We start from the raw sequence: 18,669 nt of genomic DNA on the forward strand, positions 1-18,669 counted from the left end.
CAGTCAGGCATGCCCCGGTCATCGCATTGCTGCTTGCACCCGGCTCAGGATCTCGCGGCACTGGTCTCGTCAGCCAAGGCAGCCTCCACCCGCCCACCGGTAACGGTGCTCAGGAGGCCAGATCATGAGATGCCCTTGCTCCCGGACGTAAGGAGCCGCCAGTCCCGCGTAGTGGACATTTCCCACAGGTCGCAGGGGCCTTGATCCCTGATAACACTCAACATTCTTGGCGGGATAACGTGGGGCGAGGATCGTAGAACGGTAGATGAGGTGACCGACATGGCATTGGTGGGTAGACGCGACGGCCGTAATTTCGGCTACGGTAGGCAATTGAGCTACGCAGGGCCGCAGGGTTTGAAAGATATGTTCGGCGGCGGTCATTTCGGTACGGTCAAAGCGCACTGTGATCGATGGCAAGCATTCGTCAAATGGTGCCGCTCCGAACAGGGACCGGGTATCAATGATGCGCGGCAGATTGATCGGAAGGTATTGGCGGACTATGCGGCGTATCTGCGCGATGCGGTTGAGTACGGTAGCCTAGCCATCAGTACCGCACAAAACCGACTATCCAGCGTTAACAGGACCATGGCGGCGCTTCGCGGTGATCAGTACGTGAATTTGCCAAGTCCGAGCAAGGCGTTGGGTATGCAGCGCTCTGGGGTTCGCCAGTCGGTGCCGCAGGGCCAAGACCGCGATCATGTGAAGCAGATCGTCGATGCGCTTTGCAGCCTTGACCAGAGACGGGTCGCCGCGATCGTTCTGCTAGCGCGAACCACCGGCATGCGCTTGCGCGAGGCCATCTTGGCTGACCTGCCACGGCTCAGTCGTGAGGCTAACGACCTAGGCAGGATTAACATTCATGATGGCACCAAAGGCGGCCGCGCTGGCGCCTCAGCGCCACGATGGATTGCGGTGGACCACCATGTTCAAGACGCACTTAGGTTTGCACGGCAGGTGTCGCCTGCGAGTAGCCGAAACCTGATTGCGCCAGACGAAAGCTATCTGAATGTTCTGCAGGAAATCATCCGCCCAGCGCGGGACGTCCTGCATGCACACAACCTCAAAGGCTTCCATGAGCTACGAGCGGCATACGCTTGTGAGCGCTACGAGCACATCACCCTATACCGCGCGCCTGTCAATGGTGGCCACTTATGCCAGGCAGATAAGAACCTTGATCGTGAGGCCCGGAGGCAGATCAGCTACGAGTTGGGGCACGCTCGGGTTGATGTGGTAGGTGCTTACATTGGAGGGCGCGCGTGAGTAAACCATTCGACATGGAACTGTTCTTGTCTGCAGTGCTGACGGGGTCCTACGCAACGCGGCAGCGTCATTTACGGCAAGCAAAGATCATCCAAGCGGAGATATCTGAACGGTGGCAGCTTGAAACACCTTGGGGTTGGCGGAGAAAACATGTGGCATGGTTTCTTGAGCATCGCTTGGCTAGACGATGCGAGGCGACTCAGTATTACTACCTGTTGACCGTGCGGCTGCTTGCAGTTCGTTTAGCAAAGCCATGGGTCTTCAAGTGCCAAAGACGTGATTGATATTCACGACAAACCGCATTAGGGCAAAACTGGCGAGTCTTGAATGACGCCTCTCGACCCATTGTGGACGTTTATTCAACCAATTGAAGCCACGCCCGCCCTACAGACTGCAATCGAGCCATGGCGAATGCCTAGATGTTGGAGCCGCTTCGCGGCCAATCGCCGGCAAGCGCGGCTCCTACAGATAGGGCGCGGACCTGGAAGCTCCATCTAATCTGACGGAACGGTGCCCAGCAGCTAAGCTCCGCCTGGAGCAGCCCATCAAGCGCATCAACTGCCACCCCGCTTCGGCCTGGGATTTTTTCATCTGCCGCGCTCGCGGCTTCGGTCAGGTTCATCCATCCGTATTGCGGATTTCTCTGATCGCCAAATCAATGAATTGAGCCGCGCGTGCCGCGATACCTTTCTCGGCTTTCTCGCAGGCCTGCGCATAGGTTTCAATCAGCGCTCTCTTTTAGCTAGAGTGGACGCGCCTCGAAAGCCTCCCATCAGCTCTCGGAGTACCAAATGGCGCATCCGCTGCCACGCCCCTCGCGCCCTAGAACCAAAGCGTCGCAGGCACGCGCTCACCTCAAGCTACATCGTGAACTATCCAAAAAGCTGAGCGATTAATATACGATTAGATGTATAGCCACCGTTATTCCTGTTTTTCTAATTGGCTAGAGCCAAAAGTTATATAATATGATTTTCCAGACTAAGGAAGCGGATGTGATATTCGTTGCGGGAATTCATGGATCGGGCAAAACGACTTTCTGCTCTGGCCTATCAAAGGCTTTAGGGGTACCTACCTACTCCGCGAGCACCCTCATAAAGGCATGGAGTAAGGATCAGTCATGGAGCGAGGACAAGAGAGCACGTCAAATTAGAGAAAACCAACACGCTCTGATTTCGGCTGTGAACGCAGTAAAACGCCACACCCCATTTTTCATACTGGACGGTCATTTCGTACTACTCAGCAGTGATGGAACAGCCACAAACATAGACTCAAAAGTTTTTGACGAACTGCAAATCACCGGCACCATCCTAGTTCAGTCGGCACCTGAGATTGTGGCCGAACGACTGACCTTGCGAGACAGGGCAACCTGGAAAATCCCTCTAATAGTTGAGCTAATGAACGCGGAGAGGGGGCAGGCAATCAAATACTGCCTATCCAGAGAAATCCCTTACATAATTCGTAGTGGCGATAAGCCACTTGACATGGGCGATGGTTTTCTGTACGAAGTGTCAGCATGGTCAAAAAACGTCAATCCAAGGAGCTAGGGATTGAAAAGTCTAAAATATGAAAAATTCAGCAATATTGATATTTCTGATGACTTCTTCTCTTCGTTGAAGTCAGATTACGCCGAATTTGAAGAGTGGTTCCAAAGAAAGGCCCAAGACGACGCCGAAGCGTACGTTTTCTTCAACTCTCGCAACCGTCTTGATGGTTTCCTCTATCTCAAAAGAGAGGATCAGCCCGACGACAAGATTTCGCCGCCACTGCCAGGCGGACTTAGCGTAAAAGTCGGGACGTTAAAAATTAACGCACATGGCACCAAGCTTGGAGAACGTTTTCTAAAAAAAGCCTTCGACCATGCGATGATTGAACGTGCCGACTATATGTACGTTACCATTTTTGAAAAACATAGCGGCTTAATTTCATTGATTGAGCGCTATGGCTTTGTTTTACACGGAAGCAAAATTGGGAAAAACGGCATTGAAAACGTTTATGTCCGAGGGCTCAAAACACTAACTGGTGATGTGGCCAAGGACTTTCCCCACTTCAGCATTGCTGGCCGCAAACACTATTTGTTAGCCATCTACCCGGAGTACCACTCATCTTTCCTCCCTGATTCAATCTTAAACAACGAAAACCACGACATTGTTCAGGATGTGTCACACACCAACAGCATTCACAAGGTTTACATCTCAGGGATCTCACGGACCAAGGTAATGAAACCAGGCGATACGGTCGCCATTTATCGAACATCCGACGGAAAGGGAAAGGCGTTTTATCGATCTGTGGTTTCTTCAATTGGAGTGGTAGAGGAAGTGCGACAGATAAAATCCTTCGCCACTGAGTCGCAATTCATTAAATACACCAAGCCTTACAGCATATTCACTACTGAGCAATTAAAAGAATATTTTACTAACAAGCAAAGATCGTATATAATACGCTTTACATATAGTGCCGCCCTGAAAAAAAGAATCATTCGCGGCCGCCTCATTGAGGAATGCAATATTAGCACCCGGACTAGGTGGGATTTTATTGCTCTCAACGAAACTCAAATTAGGTGGATCGCGGAAAAGGGCGAAATTAATGAAAGTATTATTATCGATTAAACCTGAATACGCTCGAAAAATTTTAAGCGGCGAGAAGAAGTTCGAATTCAGAAAGGTCGGATTTAACGATAGTAGCGTTAGCACAGTTATTATTTACGCCACCAAACCTGTTGGAAAACTTGTTGGCGAGTTCGAAATTCTTCGAATCCTCGTTGACTCGCCCTCTAAAATATGGGAGTGCACTAAGAAGCACGCAGGTATCGATAGGCATTTCTTCGACTCGTATTACCATGGCAAAGAACAAGCTGTGGCGATTGCCGTTGGAGAGGTTAAACAATACGCAGAGCCAAAATGCCTTTCCGAACTAGGAGTTGGCACTACTCCTCCTCAGTCTTTCCGATATATTAAGAGTGATGAATTCGCCAGGCATAAACAGCGAGAGCTCGAGGTGTAGCATGGCCAATCAGTCATTACTTAATACTAACTCGGAGTTGCGCCTGCTTTTGAATTCGACCAAAATTATTGATCGAGATTTCATAATTGCGAATCCGGAGTCTTTCCCTCAAATAGGGGATTTTATAAGAACTTCTCTATTCGGACTATCCGGATACTATCCGCTTTTCGATCAGTGGCTGGAGTCTAAAGTATTGCCAGGAATACTGTCCGGCGAAAGATGCATCTTAATGGAATATTATCGGCGCCGCTTTTCGGGCTTGGCGATAATAAAGGACGACGGGATAGAGCAGAAGCTTTGTTGCTTGCGAGTCATGCCCGAGTTCCAAGGCTCTGGCACCGGTCTTCGACTATTTGAGCGAGCATTTGAACACCTAGAAAACGATATGCCACTTCTCTCCATCGCAGAAGAGCAAAGAGGCACTTTCAAAAAGCTTTTTTCTCACTATGGCTTTGAATTGGCGAAGGAATACAAAAGCTACTACAGGCCATTGAAAGACGAACTCAGCTTCAATGGCCTAATTGAGCCCAAATTTATCCCCGTGCCCGCCAGCTCCAGAATTACCCCTAGCGGGTTAATTCTTCCAACCAAGCGGCAAGCTTAGGCCGAACAGAATTCCAAAGATAACGTAAAAATGGCATAGCGCCGATAATTACAACACCACAGATAATATATGTTGCTAGGAGACTGTATTTGCGCGAACAGTCGACAGTCTCAGACGGATGATCGACAAACGCACAAGCTGTACCAATGTCCCATATGCCACTTCCGGCCGCCCCGAAGAGAATTACTAAGAAAATAAATCTGGCGATCGACCAATAATTTGAGCGCAGCTTCGTAAATCTTCCTAAAACCACCAGATCTTTCGCGTAAGCACCTGGCTCCTTTCCAGCCGAAGCGGTCCACTGATAACCCAAATAATTCCTTACATTGTTCGAGTCGGATATAGCGACGGAGCTATCCAGGCGAATGTATTCGTTCCAGACGTCTTCATCCATCAGGGACCTATATCCCTTATAATGATTGGTTACCGACGCGCATTCCTCATCTCTCAACGTGGTAAGAAAGCAGTGAATCCTTTCAAATTTCGGGAACGACAGCGGCACATTTGTGCTTATTAGCTCTTCAGGCACACCACGCAAAACATTAATACGAAAATCAATGATTCTTGTCTCATTCGTCGAACTAATAAGTGCTCGATCTTTTTGATTGAACTTAACCGAATAGACTGATGGGGGTATATTTCTTATACGAAAGCGAATATATGCAGATTTTCGCCTATCTTCATTCTTCACCGTATCTTCATTCATCTCGGGAAGCTTGACCACCAGCCGACTGCAGCTTCCACCTTCACTCCAGTAGGTTCGCTCAATATTAAACGAGTTCGAATTTAGCCTCAAAAGCGAAAATGGCTTGTGATCGAGACCATCTTTCCTAAAGCTAATATTTGCGAAATTTCCTTCCGCAAAACCATCGTAATGAACAACCTCGTTGAAGATGGCTGCGACGCTTTTCTCGCCATTCAGCCGCGACCCAAGGTCACTGACATGCTTTTCATCAAGCAGCCATGGAAGATCGACCACAACGGCCTCAACGTCAGCACGCATCCCGACCATAACGCCGATATCGAGAAAAGGCGAAAAGTGCCCTTGACCAGTCTCCCAAAGGTTGACATGCAACTCGTCTTTTCGGGCTGCGTGTAAATGCAGCGGTAGTGGCGCAGGGGCCGCGTCTTTTGAGTCCGCAGTTTCAACTTCGGTAGTAACCGCTGTCCCAGTTGCGCTCTGGGCCTCAGCTACCACTGCCGTGCCGTCCTTTTTTTTAAGGAGATAGCGAACCAAAATACCGGAAAATGAATGGTTCAAAGGGTCCTTCCTGAGATTGCGCAAGGTTCTAAAGGATACATCATATCGGGCCCGTCTTTACAGGACGAAACCAGCCTGCGCGGGCACCATTCTGTCAGATTAGAAGGAGCCTCCAGGTCCGCGCCATATCTGTAGGAGCAGCGCTTGCCGGCGATTGGCCGCGAAGCGGCTCCAACATCCACGCGTTCGCCATGGCTCGATTGCAGTCTGTAGGGCAGACGTGGCTTCAATTGGTTGAATGAACGTCCGCAATGGGTCGATAGCTGCCTTTCGCCTGATGAGCTTGAGCCTGGATTTGGCGAATTGGTAGACGTTTTCCATCATCCTGTCATGCCTTTCTCGCAGTGGTCCGGATCCTGAAAATAGGCTGGGGATAATTTTAGGGATAAAGAGTTGTACCCTTAAGAATAATGCCCACTGAATTCAGACACTTTCGTGTTGGTACGATTCCTGTCTCCCACATATGAAGGCTTACAGCGATGTAGGCCTTTTTTGAACCTGTCCCGTCCTGACAGTGGTTTACCCCATCCCGCATTTCCGAAGTGCCCGCTGAGGCGAGAATCTTTCCTACAACGCGTGTGGCCACCCCGCAAGCCGCCTACGGTTGCGTAAGCAGGAACATAAGGATAAATTCCCCCAGTCGCCGAAGCATCGGCGATGCGACCTTGGCCGGTCGGAATCGAAAGGCGCAGCAGCGCCCAATCTTCATCGCAGGCGCTTTTTTTGTGCCCGCGATGTCGCGTTATGGCGGTGGTGCGCGGGACACCTTCGGGTGTGCCGGGCTCCTTTCGTCCCGGTCGGCCAACCCGCGTACTGCTGCCACCTAAACTTGCTTGGCCGCGAGCGGTGGCAGTTCCACAACGAAAGGAACTCATGCATGACCACCAGAAATCCGTTCAGGATCCTCGCATCCGTTCTCCGCCGCCGCCCCGCGCCGGCTCCCAAACCTCACCTTTTCTACCCAATCTGCGATCTGGCTCGTCCCGCCTCCAACTCAAAGGTGGTGCCCCATGACTGACCAGGAGCGCTTATCCACTATCCAAAGCTACGCCTGGACCCTCGAACTGCTCGGCGAAGCCTTGGTCCAGCACGATGAAGTGCTGGAGTGCGAACACAACCCTCACCTGAGCTTCCGCAACACTGCAGGCATCCACCAGGCTATCCGGATCATCAGCCGGCTGGCCAGTGAGCAATGCGGGAAGATGATCGACCCCAGCGACTTGAGCGACCTGGTCGATTGAATGGGAACAGTGCTGTCGCCAGCCTATAGCTGGCGCAGCTGCTACTGTCAGAAGCCTCAACAACCAAAGATGAGGTTAAAGATGGTTTCTCACAAGGATGTCATCGCCAAAAACCGTGATGCCTGGAATGCATCAGCCGATCACCATCGGCGAAGCGCGGCCTGGAGCCAGCTGATCGATGCCGTGGCTCACAAAGACTTTTCTTGCCTGGATTCAACCCTGACGGAACAGTTGGAGCAGGTACGCGTAACGGGGAGGTCCGTTATCCAGCTGGGCTGCAACAATGGCCGCGAAGCGATATCGATGTTTGCCCTTGGCGCATTGGAAGTGGTGGGTGTCGATCAATCTTCGGAATTTCTCAAGCAAGCGCATGAGCTAGCCGAGATTTCCCCTTACTCGCCGGACTTCATCGAAGCCGACATCCACGAGCTCCCGGCAAACCTCAACGAGCGCTTCGATGTCGCTCTGATCACTATCGGTGTCCTGAACTGGATGCCCAATCTCGCTCTGTTCTTCAGCCATGTTGCCAGAACGCTGAAACCGGGCGGCACGCTAGTGATCTACGAAACGCACCCCTTCCTGGAAATGCTCGACCCCGAAGCCAGCGACCCTTGGCGCATCAGCACGTCGTATTTCCAGGCTGAACCGCTGGTCGAAACGGGCGCCATTGTTTACGAAGGCAAGGCCGAGCCCAACGAGCTGCAGTCTTACTGGCATCTCCATCCGCTGAGCGATGTGCTCATGAGCGTTACTGGCGCAGGCTTGAGCCTTCGTGCATTCGACGAATACCCGCATTCCAATCGGGAGGAGGTCTACGACGTCTATGAGCAGGGCGCAGCACAAATACCCATGTGCTACACCCTGGTCGCAGAAAAACGCTGAGTAAGCTGATGGATTGGGCCGGTTTTCCCGGCTCAGCCCACCGTAATCCCCGCATTCAGCATCAACACCACGATCAAACCAACCACCGCCACGATGGACTGCACCACCGAAATGGTCTTGGTGGCTTCGCCCATGGTCATGCCAAAGGACTCCTTCACCATCCAGAAACCGGCATGGTTGGCATAGTTGAAGAACAGCGAACCACAGCCGATGGACAGGGCCAGCAACGGCAGGTTCAGGCTCGGGTCAGCACCTGCCAGCGGCGCCAGCAAGCCGGCAGCACCAACGATGCCAACCGTGGCAGAGCCGGTAGACACCGACAGCAACATCGCGATCAGCCACCCCAGGATCAACGGCGGGAAGGCCGATTGCTGGGTCAGGTGCACAATGGCATCGCCGACCTTGGCGCTGGTCAGCATCTCCTGGAAGGCCCCGCCCCCGGCGATGATCATGATGATCGAGGCGATCGGCTTGAGGCTTTTGCCCAGCGCATCGCGCAGCTGTTCGGCGTCGCCGCCGCGGGCAAGTACCAGGCTAGCGCCAGCGAACAGCACGCCCAGCAGCATGGCAATCAATGGGTTGCCCAGAAAGCTGGCCAATTCCAGCAGCGCGTTGCCCTTGGGTAGCAGCATCTCGGCGACGGCATGCACCAGCATCAGGATCGCCGGCAGCAACGCGGCCAGCATGCCGACCACTACGCTGGGGCGGGGTTGATCGTCGGCTTTCTCGGCCAGTGTGAACTGGTCGAGCAAAGCCTGATCGGGCCGCGTGCTCATGCGCTGCGAAATGAACAGGCCATAGAGCGGGCCGCCCAGGATCATGGCCGGGATCGCGGCCAGGAAGCCATAGAGCATGGTAGGCCCGACCGAGGTCTTGAGCACGGCGATGGCGGTCAAGGGGCCTGGGTGCGGCGGGACCATGCCGTGCATGGCGGCAAGCGCGGCAATCACTGGCACACCGACGTACACATACGCCGAGCCCTTGAAGCGGGCCTTGCTCTCCAGCTTTCGCGCCACGCTGAAGATCAGCGGCAGCATGATCACCAAGCCCACTTCGAAGAACATCGGGATGCCAATGACAAAGGCAACCAGCATCATCGCCCAAGGGATCATCCGGTCCGAGGTGCGCTTGAGGATCACATCCGCGACCTGTTCAGTGACACCAGCGTCAGCCAGGATCTTGCCGAGCATCGCGCCCAGCGCGATCACCACCCCGACCGCACCCAGCGTCTTGCCGGCGCCCGTGAGCAGGTGGGAGACGATGCTGCCGGGCTCCATGCGGGTGGCAAAGCCCACGCCAATGGACACCACCAGCAAGGCCAACAGCGGGTGCATCTTGAGGCGGGACACGATGAGCGCTACCAGCACCAGGACACTGACCAATGCGGTCAGCAACAGCTGTATATCTAAGGGTGTCATTCAGGGAATCTCGGTTGGGCTGGCGCGCTAGCGGCACTCAGGCATTGCAGGCATGACAGGAGTTCTGCGGGCAGTAGCGAGTCGTTATCGGTCGCGGGCAGATGGCCAACTGGATGCGCAAACTTCGAACTTCGGAGGAATGGGGCTGGCGGACGGAAGTGTCGTGCCGGGCGTACGCGTAGGGCTGGGCAGTGCAGTCATGGAGCGATTCACCTTGTTATTTGGTCATCTATATGAATCTTTACAAAGTATTTCCGGGACGGTGGGATGCTGTCAATAGCATGCGGTCGCATCACATGGTCTTTTCGCCTTGGCAGGCAATACTTCTCTGTATACGCAGGCGTGCTCCTGGTGGCGCGCGCCGCTGGGAGGTGTCAGGTGAACAAGCTATCAATCGTGGGTGCCGGGATCGTGGGCGAGGCGGCGGCGCAGATCATTGCCCGGGAAGAGTACTGCCGTGAGCTGATGTTGCTCGATGTGCAAGGTGAACTGGCCCAGGGCAAGGCGCTGGACATCTGGCAGGCGGCCATCGAGTCAGGCTCTGATACCCGGGTGCTCGGTGGCGCCAAGGCCGAAATGCTGCAGGACTCGGACCTGGTGGTGATTACCGCAGGCGTGCCGCGCAAGCCTGGTCAGTCGCGGCAGGACGTGCTGAGCATCAACCTGCCGATCCTCGACGGCATCATGCACGACATCAATCGCTATGCGCCGGCCGCGACGGTGCTGGTGGTGTCGAACCCGGTCGACGTGCTGACCTATCGGGCTAGGTCGCTGAGCAAACTCGGGCGGGGCAAGGTGTTCGGCCAGGCGGGGGTACTGGATACCGCACGCATGAAATGCTTCATTGCTGAGGAGACGGGGTTTTCTGCCCGGGATATCACGGCGCTGGTGCTGGGCGGGCATGGCGACAGCATGGTGCCGCTGATGCGCTACTGCCAGGTCGGCTCGGTGCCGCTGTCGCACTTCCTGTCCGATGAACAGATCGAGCGGATCGTCGAGCGCACACGCAAAGGTGGTGGTGAGATTCTGGGCTTGAAGAAGGTCGGCAGTGCTTGCGATGCACCGGGCGTGGCCATTGCGCAGATGGTGGATGCGATCGCCAATCGGCGTAACCGCATTCTGCCGGCGGTTGCGATTCTTGAAGGGGAATACGGGCGAACCGATATCGCCATGGGCGTTCCCTGTGTGCTGGCGGGGGAGGGGATTGCCCGGGTGATCGAGTTGCCGCTGGATGGGCAGGAGCAGGCGATGTTTGACCATTCTGCTGATCAGGTGGCGCGGGATATTGCGGAGATGAAGGCGTTGTGAGGCGAAGGACCAACTGGTTACACAGCATAGCTTTATCGCCGGCCATGTGGCCGGCGATAAACACAGGCAAAACTGCGCTCAGGACGTAGTCAGCTCCAGAGACAGTTCCGGATGCTTGAGGATTAAGCGCATCAGGCATAGAACACCACCTGGGGGCACGAAGCGGCCTTGTTCCCAATCACGTAACGTCGCCACTGGCGTAGCGACACGCTCGGCGCCTATCTTGGCTTCTTTGAGCGCTTGGCGCAGGTCAGGCAATGGCTCACCAGCATCCGCCTCGATGGCTTTGGCAACGCTTTCAATATCAATGTCACGCATTTCATACCACCTTGCTGATTTCGGCGGGCCAAGCGAGCTGTGTTGCCGCTCAGCATTCAAGCCGGCCTTGGCGTAAATCATTGAACTCGCCCTTGAGCTCCTCGAATGCGAGCTGATGCGCGCGTCAGGATCATCTTCCTGCTTCAGGGGCACTGAGTCTTCATCGGCTGATTTGCTGGATGTGTCTAATACGGCTTATGGCCGACCCGGCGCTCCGGTGTGGCCGCTCCTGCTCGGGCTCGAGTTGATGCCTATTGGGCTTGCAGGAGGGCCGGGATGGCCCGGACGTAAATCAATTCACTTACCAGCTCAACCAGTGTTTGGGTAATGACTGCCGCTGCCGCCAACCCGCGCAGGTGCTCAGGCAACGCCAGTGCCAGTGGCAAAACTACGAGCGAGTTGCGCGTCGCGGCACTGAAGGTCACCGAGCGTGCCTCGGCCACTGGCAAGCGCAACAGCCGCGCCGCGACGAACCCAAGCACCGGCGCCAGCAGCATGAAGGCGACGTACACCGGAATTACCGGAAGCAACCGATCAAAATCCCGTAACACCACAGCGATCTGCGACCCGATCACCGCCACCAGCACCAGGGCCATCGCAGGCACCGGCATCCATGCCCAGGCGCCATTCCAGGCCGAGACAGCGGGGGAGCGGCGGGCGCCAGCACTGGTCAGTACGGCCAGGATCATCGGCAGCACGATCAGTAGCACGAAGGCTTCCACGAACGGCGCGATGTTGATGGCTACGTCGCTGCTGTCGCCGAGCATCAGCGCCAGGTACACCGGCAGCAGCACCAGCTGCACCAGCAATAGCACGGGCGTGGCGGCAAGGGTCAGGCGCGAGTCGCCTTTGCCAATGTGGGTGAACACCACCACATAGTCGATGCACGGCGTGAGCAGCACCAGCAGGGCGCCGATGAGGATCGCCGGGTGCTCGGCCAGGTCGCGGGTGAGGCCCCACACCAGCAATGGCACAAGGATGAAGTTGGCGAGCAGCAGGGCGGTCATGAAGCGGCGATTGCCCAGGCCCTGGCGCAGGTCGAGGAAGGGGATCTGCAGGAACATCGCATACATCAGCACGGCGATGGCGGGAGTGACCAGGGCTTGCAGGTGTTGTGCGGCGTCGCTGGCCAGCAGGCCGAAGGCAACGGCAGCGAGCACCGCGGCAAAGTAGATCGGGATTTGCTGGGTTTCGAGTTGCTCTCTGGTCAAGACCGGGCCTGTGCTGGGTTGTGCTGGGGTGGCACAGGTTAATACGTGACGACGGGTGGCGCACGACGTATCAGGCCGGCTTGAGCCAATCGACACCGCGTTCCTGAATGATCAGGCTCAACGTCCCTTGCTGCGCAGCCGGATAGCAGGCCAGAAACCCGCCCACCGGATACAGATTGTGCACTTCCAGTGGATGCCCATCTGCACTGGCCATCTGAATTTCCCTGCGGCCATCTTCAAGCTGCGTCAGGTCGAACGCCTCACCCGTTTGCGCATCGATCAGCGCCCAAAGGCTCGGATCTCTAGCTTTGATCGGCTGTACGCTCACCCGGCCATCATCGGTGGTGAACACACCCTCACCGAGGCGGGGGCCGCTGCGCAGATAGAGGCGGTAACCCGCTTCGCCATGGCGGAAGTACAGCAGCAACGCCACTGGCTGGGCGGCTTGCTCGAAGGTGATCAGCCCGGACTCCTGGCCGTGATGCCAGTCCTTGTCGGTGCCATTCAACATGCCGAGGGTCGTGGCGCCTTCAACCACGTAACCCAGCGCTTGATGCGGGCTCACCAGCGTTACGGGCCCGCTGGTCATGTCGCCCAATACATTGATCGATGCGTCAGCGACCTGCAAGGTGGCGGTGAAGGACAGTGCTACGTGATCGGCCATGGGTGGCCTCCTGGTCGTTCGTCAGAGGAGATGGCAGGTTAGGCCGTCTGGTTCACACCGCCTATTCGGAAGCGGTTCCCGCCAGCACGCAGGCATGAAAAAGCCCGGCACAAGGCCGGGCTTTCTCACATCAGGCTTTCGCCAATCAGTTACCGTAAACCGGCAGCTTCTTGCAGATGGCCTTGACCTTCTCACGCACGGCGTCGATCACCGCTTCGTTGTTCAGGTCAGCCAGGATGTCGCAGATCCAGCCGGCCAGCTCGCGGCACTCGGTTTCCTTGAAACCACGGGTGGTGACGGCTGGGGTGCCGAAACGCAGGCCCGAGGTGACGAACGGGGAACGTGGGTCGTTCGGTACCGAGTTCTTGTTGACGGTGATGAAGGCTTTGCCCAGGGCAGCGTCAGCATCTTTACCGGAGATTTCCTGCTTGATCAGCGACAGCAGGAACAGGTGGTTCTGGGTACCGCCGGAAACGACGTCGAAACCACGCTCGATGAACACTTCGGCCATGGCCTGGGCGTTTTTCACGACCTGCTGCTGGTAAGCCTTGAACTCAGGCTGCAGTGCTTCCTTGAAGCAGATGGCCTTGGCGGCGATCACGTGCTCCAGCGGGCCGCCCTGGGCGCCTGGGAAGACGGCGGAGTTCAGCTTCTTCTCGATGTCGGCGTTGGCACGGGCCAGGATCAGGCCGCCACGTGGACCGCGCAGGGTCTTGTGGGTGGTGGTGGTGACCACGTCAGCGAACGGAACAGGGTTCGGGTACACGCCAGCGGCAACCAGGCCGGCAACGTGGGCCATGTCGACGAACAGGTAGGCACCGACCTTGTCGGCGATAGCGCGGAAGCGAGCGAAGTCCAGGACCTGCGAGTAAGCCGAGAAGCCGGCAACGATCATCTTCGGCTTGTGCTCGACAGCCAGGCGCTCGACTTCGTCGTAGTCGATCAGGCCGTTGCCGTCAATGCCGTACTGGATGGCGTTGTACAGCTTGCCCGACGAGCTCACCGAAGCACCGTGGGTCAGGTGGCCACCGTGGGCCAGGCTCATGCCCAGGATGGTGTCACCGGCCGACAGCAGAGCCAGGTAGACCGCGGCGTTGGCTTGCGAGCCCGCGTGCGGCTGGACGTTGGCGTAGTCGGCGCCGAACAGTTCCTTGGCGCGGTCGATGGCCAGTTGCTCGACCACGTCGACGTACTCGCAGCCACCGTAGTAGCGCTTGCCTGGGTAGCCTTCGGCGTACTTGTTGGTCAGGACCGAGCCCTGGGCTTCCATGACTGCCGGGCTGGTGTAGTTTTCCGAAGCGATCAGCTCGATATGCTCTTCCTGGCGCAGGGCTTCTTGCTGCATGGCTTCGAAGAGCTCGGCGTCGTACTTGGCAATGGTCAAATCACGGCTGAACATGGCGGTCCTCAAGGATCGGGGTAATTTGGGGGGGCATTCTAACCGATTGATCCGCGCCTGGCATATGAACTGGCATCAAGTCGCGGACCAATGGGGCTCATGTTGCATGCCGCGCCGTGTCTGGGCTGGCTGGGGATTGGAGTTGACTCAAAAGTCCGTTTTTTGCTGGCGCGAAGGTCAGTCTTTGCGCAATACCTGTAGGAGCGGCGTTGTGTCGCGAAAGGGCTGCGGAGCAGCCCCGGCAATCTGTGCCGCGCTGCTGAAACCCTGGGGCCGCTTTGCGGCCCTTTCGCGACACAAGGCCGCTCCTACAACAATCGCGTCCAGCGGTGTCACTGGAACATGAACAGGGTCTCGTTGGCGAACTGCGCCTCGAACTGGCTGGCCGGCATCGGCCGCCCGAACAGGTAGCCCTGCACCTCGTCACAACCATGCTCGCGCAGGAACTCCAGCTGCTCATGGGTTTCCACGCCCTCGGCGATCACCGCCAGGTTGAGGCTGTGGGCCATGGCAATGATTGCCCGGGCGATCTGCGCGTCCTGCTCGCCCTCGGGCAGGCCGTCGACGAAGGTGCGGTCGATCTTCAGCACGTCGATGGGGAACTGCTTTAGGTAGTTCAGCGACGAGTAGCCGGTGCCGAAGTCGTCGACCGCGATGCTCAGGCCAAGGTTCTTCAGACTGGCGAGAATCTGCAGTGCCTCGTTGACCTCGCGCATCAGGATGCTCTCGGTCAGTTCCAGCTCAAGGCAGGCCGGCGGCAGGCCGGTTTCGTCGAGGATGGTGGCAATCCGCGTGCCCAGCTGGCCGTCGGAGAACTGCCGCGCCGAGATGTTCACCGACACCTTCGGCACCCGCACCTTGTTCTTGTGCCAGACCTTCAGCTGGCGGCTGGCCTCGCGCAGCACCCAGTCACCGACATCCACCACCAGGCCCAGTTCTTCGATCACCGGGATGAAGTCGCCCGGCGGCACCAGGCCGCGGGTCGGGTGGCGCCAGCGCAGCAGTGCTTCGGCACCGGTCAGGCGTTTGCCGTCACCGCTGAACTGCGGCTGGTAGTAGAGGATGAATTCGTTCTGCTCCAGCGCGTGGCGCAGGTCGCTCTCCAGCTCCAGGCGCTCCAGGGCGCTGGCGTTCATTTCGGTCTGGTAGAACTGGAAGTTGTTCTTGCCGCGCTCCTTGGCGTGGTACATGGCGGTGTCGGCGTTCTTCATCAGCTGGCTCAGCTCGTTGCCGTCCTGCGGGCTGAGGGCGATGCCGATGCTGGCGGTGACGAAGAACTCGCGGCCTTCCAGCACGAACGGTCGCACCAGGCTGCCCAGAATGCTCTCGGCCACATGGATGGCGCGATTCAAGGCCATCTCGCGGGTGGCGCGCGGCTGCAGCAGCAAGGTGAACTCGTCGCCGCCCATGCGCGCCACGGTGTCGTCGTCATCGACGCAGGCCAGCAGGCGCAGGGCCATGTCCTTGAGCATGCGGTCGCCCGCGGCGTGGCCGAGGGAGTCGTTGATCGGCTTGAAGCGATCGAGGTCGAGGAACATCAGCACCACCCACGACTTCTGCCGTTCAGCCTGCTGCAGCGCGGTATGCAGGCGGTCCTGGAACAGCGTGCGGTTGGGCAGGTGAGTGAGGGCGTCGTAGTAGGCCAGGCGGTGGATGCGCTGCTCGCTGGCCTTGCGCTCGCTGATGTCGGTGAAGAAGCACACATAGCTGGCCAGGTCGCCTTCGTCGTCGAGCACAGCGGTAATGCCGACCCACGCCGGGTAATGGTCGCCGTCGCGGCGCTTGAGCCACACTTCGCCTTCCCAGCTGCCGCGCTGGTGCAGCTGCTTGAGCACGTAGCGCAGGTGGCTTTGCTGCTGGTCCTCGACCACCAGCATGGCCGGTAGCTGGTCGAGCACGTCGCTGACCGCATGGCCACTGACCCGGCTGAACGCTTCGTTGGCCTGCACGATGTAGCCGGCCGGGTCGGTGATGAGGATGGCCGAGGTGGAGTGTTCGAATACCGTCGCGGCCATGCGCAGGTCTTTCTCCGCACGGCGTTGCTGGCTGATGTCGCGGCCTACGCCGAGCACGCCTTCGAAGCGCTGGTGCTCGTCCCACACCAGCACCAGGCGCAACTCGATGGGGATCTTGCGGCCATCGGCGCGCAGACAGTCGAACAGGAACAGTTGCGTCGGCAGCTGGCTGCGCAGTTGTGCCAGCTGCTCGCTGTCGCCCATGGCCTTGCTGACCCGCTCCATCAGGCTGTAGATGCCGGTGAGCTGGGACGGGTTGGCGATGATCGACTGCCAGCCGTTGTCGAAGATCCAGTCGGCCTGGTAGCCCAGCACCGCTTGCACCGACGGGCTGAGGTAGTTGAGCTGCAGGCGGCTGTCGGTGGAGAAGATCACGTCGCTGATGCTTTCGGCGAGCATGCGGTAGCGCTGCTCGCTGTCACGCAGCGACTGGCTGGCCTCGATCTGCACGGTGACATCCTTGCCCACGCCGATGATGCGCGTAACCAGGCCATCGTCGTCGCGGGTCAGCACCTGCTCGCGGATTTCGTAGCAGCGCCAGCCGCCGTCACGGTGGCGGAAGCGCAGCTGGGTGTGCAGCGACTGACTGTGTGCGCTGTCGCGCTGTTGCTGGCGCATAGCCTGATAGTGCGCGGCGTCTTCGGGGTGCAGCAGCAGTTCCCAGAAGCGGTCGCCCATCTGCGCCAGCTCGGTGCGGTCGTAGCCGAGGGTCTGGCCGAGGTGGCGGTTGCTGAAGATCATTCGCTGGCTGAGCACGTCCTGCACGTACAGCTGGTCGGGCACAGTGCGCACCACGTCGGACCAGAAGCTTTCACGCTCCAGCAACGACAACTCCACCTGCTTGCGGCTGGTGATGTCGCTGATGCTGAGGATCACCGCCTGGTAGTCGCGGCGCTGCTGCGGCAGGCGCGCCATCAGCCACAGGTGCAGCTCACCGCCCAACGGCGCGGGCAAGCGCACTTCCAGCTCCAGCGACGGGCGCTGTTCGATCAGGGCATCGATCAGTTGCATGCCGATGCTGTCGCGGCCAACGCCGCTGCCATTGATCAGCCGTTGCCAGGCGCCTTCGTGGCACTCGACATTGAGCAGCTGGCGCGCCACCTGGTTGATCTCGGTGATCTTCAGTTCCAGCAAAAGCGAGCGGCACAGGTCGGGGTCCAGCGCCAGGCTCTGCTTGAGCCCGGCCAGGTTGCGCAGGTGATAGCGGTCGAGCTGGCCGGGCAGGCTCGACAGATCCAGCACACACAAGGCCACGCCCGTCCCTTCGAAGATTTCCTGGTAGCGCCGGCGGTCTTCCTGCAGCGCGCGCTGGCGACGGCGCATGTTGACCAGCGCCAACACCGGCAGCAGGGCGCAGAACAGCGCCAGCAGGCACTTGCCGATCAGTGCCGGCAGCAGCTTCTGCTGGGCCAGGCCGGCGTCGAACAGCCCACGCAATTGCCAGGCACTGTTGTCGATGTAGGCGAGCATCACGCTTTGCAGTGGTTCACCACTGGTCTGGACCGGGGCGTGACGTTCCAGTACTTCGCCACTGCGGCTGTTTTCCAGCAGCCACAGCGGGTGGCCGGGGCCGTCCAGGTGCGCGGTGAGCGCCTGGTAATAGTCCGGTGACAGGCGCAGCAGCCAGTAGCCGCGATCCTGTTCCGCCGTTTGGCGCAACAGCAGGTAGATGTTGCGGTTGTCCGCCGAATTGGCGAAAAAGTAGCTGCGGTCCTGGTTCAGGCCAACCAGTTCGTCAATCAACTGGCGGTCTGGGCTGCCAGCCAGGCTGTCGCTGCGCAGTTGCCCGGCGTGGTCCAGCCACGCCAGGTCGCGCAGGGCGGGCAGGCGTTCGCGCAGGGTCACCAGCAGGCTTGGCAGGGCGGCGGGCGTCGGCGCCTTGACGTAGGGCTGGACCACGTTGAGGGCCTGCTGGGCCTTGAGCGCCAGGTTCAGGCCCAGGTGGTCGGCGAGTTCGGCGCTCGCGTCCAGATTCAGCTGGCGCTGGTCGGCCTGGGTGTGGCGGAACTGCGAGAACAGTTGCCACAGCAGCAGAGCCAGCAAGATCAGGGCCAGCAGGGCCAGCGCACCTTTGACCGAACCACGCAG

The 18,669-nt window shown here is 58.0% G+C and carries 15 protein-coding genes and 1 pseudogene; 9 read left to right on the top strand and 7 right to left on the bottom strand.

What is annotated here, in order from left to right; all coding sequences use genetic code 11:
• Positions 1-279 precede the first annotated feature (279 nt).
• The 6 genes from ACLEJU_RS14870 (at position 280) to ACLEJU_RS14895 (ending at position 4,864) form a co-directional block, all read left to right on the top strand.
• Positions 280-1,260, top strand: a complete 981-nt coding sequence (locus ACLEJU_RS14870; protein ID WP_435424177.1) for an integrase domain-containing protein — start codon at positions 280-282, stop codon at positions 1,258-1,260.
• A complete protein-coding gene (locus ACLEJU_RS14875; protein WP_435424178.1) occupies positions 1,257-1,544 on the top strand; it encodes a hypothetical protein in 288 nt (95 codons plus the stop codon). Before ACLEJU_RS14870 ends, ACLEJU_RS14875 begins: the two co-directional genes overlap by 4 nt.
• A 681-nt stretch (positions 1,545-2,225) precedes the next feature.
• Positions 2,226-2,804 carry an ATP-binding protein gene (locus ACLEJU_RS14880; RefSeq protein WP_435424179.1) on the top strand — a complete coding sequence of 193 codons (579 nt, stop codon included), beginning with the start codon at positions 2,226-2,228 and terminating at the stop codon, positions 2,802-2,804.
• A 3-nt stretch (positions 2,805-2,807) separates the two neighbouring features.
• Complete coding sequence (locus ACLEJU_RS14885) at positions 2,808-3,866, top strand: N-acetyltransferase (protein ID WP_435424180.1); 1,059 nt, start codon at positions 2,808-2,810, stop codon at positions 3,864-3,866.
• Complete coding sequence (locus ACLEJU_RS14890; protein ID WP_435424181.1) at positions 3,844-4,260, top strand: ASCH domain-containing protein; 417 nt, start codon at positions 3,844-3,846, stop codon at positions 4,258-4,260. Before ACLEJU_RS14885 ends, ACLEJU_RS14890 begins: the two co-directional genes overlap by 23 nt.
• Position 4,261: 1 nt before the next feature.
• The gene (locus ACLEJU_RS14895) at positions 4,262-4,864 is read left to right on the top strand and encodes a GNAT family N-acetyltransferase (protein WP_435424182.1); all 603 of its coding nucleotides are present in this window, start codon (positions 4,262-4,264) and stop codon (positions 4,862-4,864) included.
• On the opposite strand, the gene ACLEJU_RS14900 is transcribed toward ACLEJU_RS14895, so the two are convergent.
• Complete coding sequence (locus ACLEJU_RS14900; protein ID WP_435424183.1) at positions 4,827-6,125, bottom strand: hypothetical protein; 1,299 nt, start codon at positions 6,123-6,125, stop codon at positions 4,827-4,829. The genes ACLEJU_RS14895 and ACLEJU_RS14900 overlap by 38 nt on opposite strands.
• Positions 6,126-7,135: 1,010 nt before the next feature.
• Between ACLEJU_RS14900 and ACLEJU_RS14905 the strand changes: the two genes are divergently transcribed.
• The gene (locus tag ACLEJU_RS14905) at positions 7,136-7,366 is read left to right on the top strand and encodes a hypothetical protein (RefSeq protein ID WP_110639746.1); all 231 of its coding nucleotides are present in this window, start codon (positions 7,136-7,138) and stop codon (positions 7,364-7,366) included.
• Between the two features lie 81 nt (positions 7,367-7,447).
• The gene (locus tag ACLEJU_RS14910; protein WP_435424184.1) at positions 7,448-8,248 is read left to right on the top strand and encodes a class I SAM-dependent methyltransferase; all 801 of its coding nucleotides are present in this window, start codon (positions 7,448-7,450) and stop codon (positions 8,246-8,248) included.
• A 32-nt stretch (positions 8,249-8,280) separates the two neighbouring features.
• Here the strand turns inward: ACLEJU_RS14910 and ACLEJU_RS14915 are convergent, their stop codons facing one another.
• Positions 8,281-9,666: a GntP family permease gene (locus ACLEJU_RS14915; RefSeq protein ID WP_435424185.1), complete on the bottom strand. Its 1,386-nt coding sequence runs from the start codon at positions 9,664-9,666 to the stop codon at positions 8,281-8,283.
• A gap of 378 nt (positions 9,667-10,044) precedes the next feature.
• On the opposite strand from ACLEJU_RS14915, the gene ACLEJU_RS14920 reads away from it, so the two are divergent.
• Positions 10,045-10,974 (top strand): malate dehydrogenase, encoded by a 930-nt coding sequence (locus tag ACLEJU_RS14920; RefSeq protein WP_435424186.1) that lies wholly within the window; start codon positions 10,045-10,047, stop codon positions 10,972-10,974.
• 78 nt (positions 10,975-11,052) lie between these two features.
• On the opposite strand, the gene ACLEJU_RS14925 is transcribed toward ACLEJU_RS14920, so the two are convergent.
• The 5 genes and pseudogenes from ACLEJU_RS14925 to ACLEJU_RS14945 form a co-directional block, all read right to left on the bottom strand.
• A complete protein-coding gene (locus ACLEJU_RS14925) occupies positions 11,053-11,373 on the bottom strand; it encodes a helix-turn-helix domain-containing protein (RefSeq protein ID WP_435424187.1) in 321 nt (106 codons plus the stop codon).
• A 170-nt stretch (positions 11,374-11,543) separates the two neighbouring features.
• The gene (locus tag ACLEJU_RS14930; protein WP_435424188.1) at positions 11,544-12,503 is read right to left on the bottom strand and encodes an arsenic resistance protein; all 960 of its coding nucleotides are present in this window, start codon (positions 12,501-12,503) and stop codon (positions 11,544-11,546) included.
• Positions 12,504-12,573: 70 nt separating this feature from the next.
• Positions 12,574-13,167 (bottom strand): hypothetical protein, encoded by a 594-nt coding sequence (locus ACLEJU_RS14935; RefSeq protein ID WP_435424189.1) that lies wholly within the window; start codon positions 13,165-13,167, stop codon positions 12,574-12,576.
• A gap of 145 nt (positions 13,168-13,312) precedes the next feature.
• The gene (glyA, locus tag ACLEJU_RS14940) at positions 13,313-14,566 is read right to left on the bottom strand and encodes a serine hydroxymethyltransferase (protein ID WP_027918253.1); all 1,254 of its coding nucleotides are present in this window, start codon (positions 14,564-14,566) and stop codon (positions 13,313-13,315) included.
• A gap of 332 nt (positions 14,567-14,898) precedes the next feature.
• A pseudogene (locus tag ACLEJU_RS14945) lies at positions 14,899-18,030 on the bottom strand (sensor domain-containing protein); the annotation flags it as partial.
• Between the last annotated feature and the right edge of the window lie 639 nt (positions 18,031-18,669).

It is taken from the genome of Pseudomonas sp. SMN11 (assembly GCF_052041945.1).
In the GTDB taxonomy this organism is placed as follows: Bacteria; Pseudomonadota; Gammaproteobacteria; order Pseudomonadales; family Pseudomonadaceae; genus Aquipseudomonas.

Excerpts from the sequence above, each read along its gene's own strand:
- ACLEJU_RS14870 (WP_435424177.1), top strand. The coding sequence starts at position 280 with ATGGCATTGGTGGGTAGACGCGACGGCCGTAATTTCGGCTACGGTAGG.
- ACLEJU_RS14880 (WP_435424179.1), top strand. The coding sequence starts at position 2,226 with ATGATTTTCCAGACTAAGGAAGCGGATGTGATATTCGTTGCGGGAATT.
- ACLEJU_RS14890 (WP_435424181.1), top strand. The coding sequence starts at position 3,844 with ATGAAAGTATTATTATCGATTAAACCTGAATACGCTCGAAAAATTTTA.
- ACLEJU_RS14895 (WP_435424182.1), top strand. The coding sequence starts at position 4,262 with ATGGCCAATCAGTCATTACTTAATACTAACTCGGAGTTGCGCCTGCTT.
- ACLEJU_RS14905 (WP_110639746.1), top strand. The coding sequence starts at position 7,136 with ATGACTGACCAGGAGCGCTTATCCACTATCCAAAGCTACGCCTGGACC.
- ACLEJU_RS14910 (WP_435424184.1), top strand. The coding sequence starts at position 7,448 with ATGGTTTCTCACAAGGATGTCATCGCCAAAAACCGTGATGCCTGGAAT.
- ACLEJU_RS14915 (WP_435424185.1), bottom strand. The coding sequence starts at position 9,666 with ATGACACCCTTAGATATACAGCTGTTGCTGACCGCATTGGTCAGTGTC.
- ACLEJU_RS14925 (WP_435424187.1), bottom strand. The coding sequence starts at position 11,373 with ATGATTTACGCCAAGGCCGGCTTGAATGCTGAGCGGCAACACAGCTCG.
- ACLEJU_RS14935 (WP_435424189.1), bottom strand. The coding sequence starts at position 13,167 with ATGGCCGATCACGTAGCACTGTCCTTCACCGCCACCTTGCAGGTCGCT.
- glyA (WP_027918253.1), bottom strand. The coding sequence starts at position 14,566 with ATGTTCAGCCGTGATTTGACCATTGCCAAGTACGACGCCGAGCTCTTC.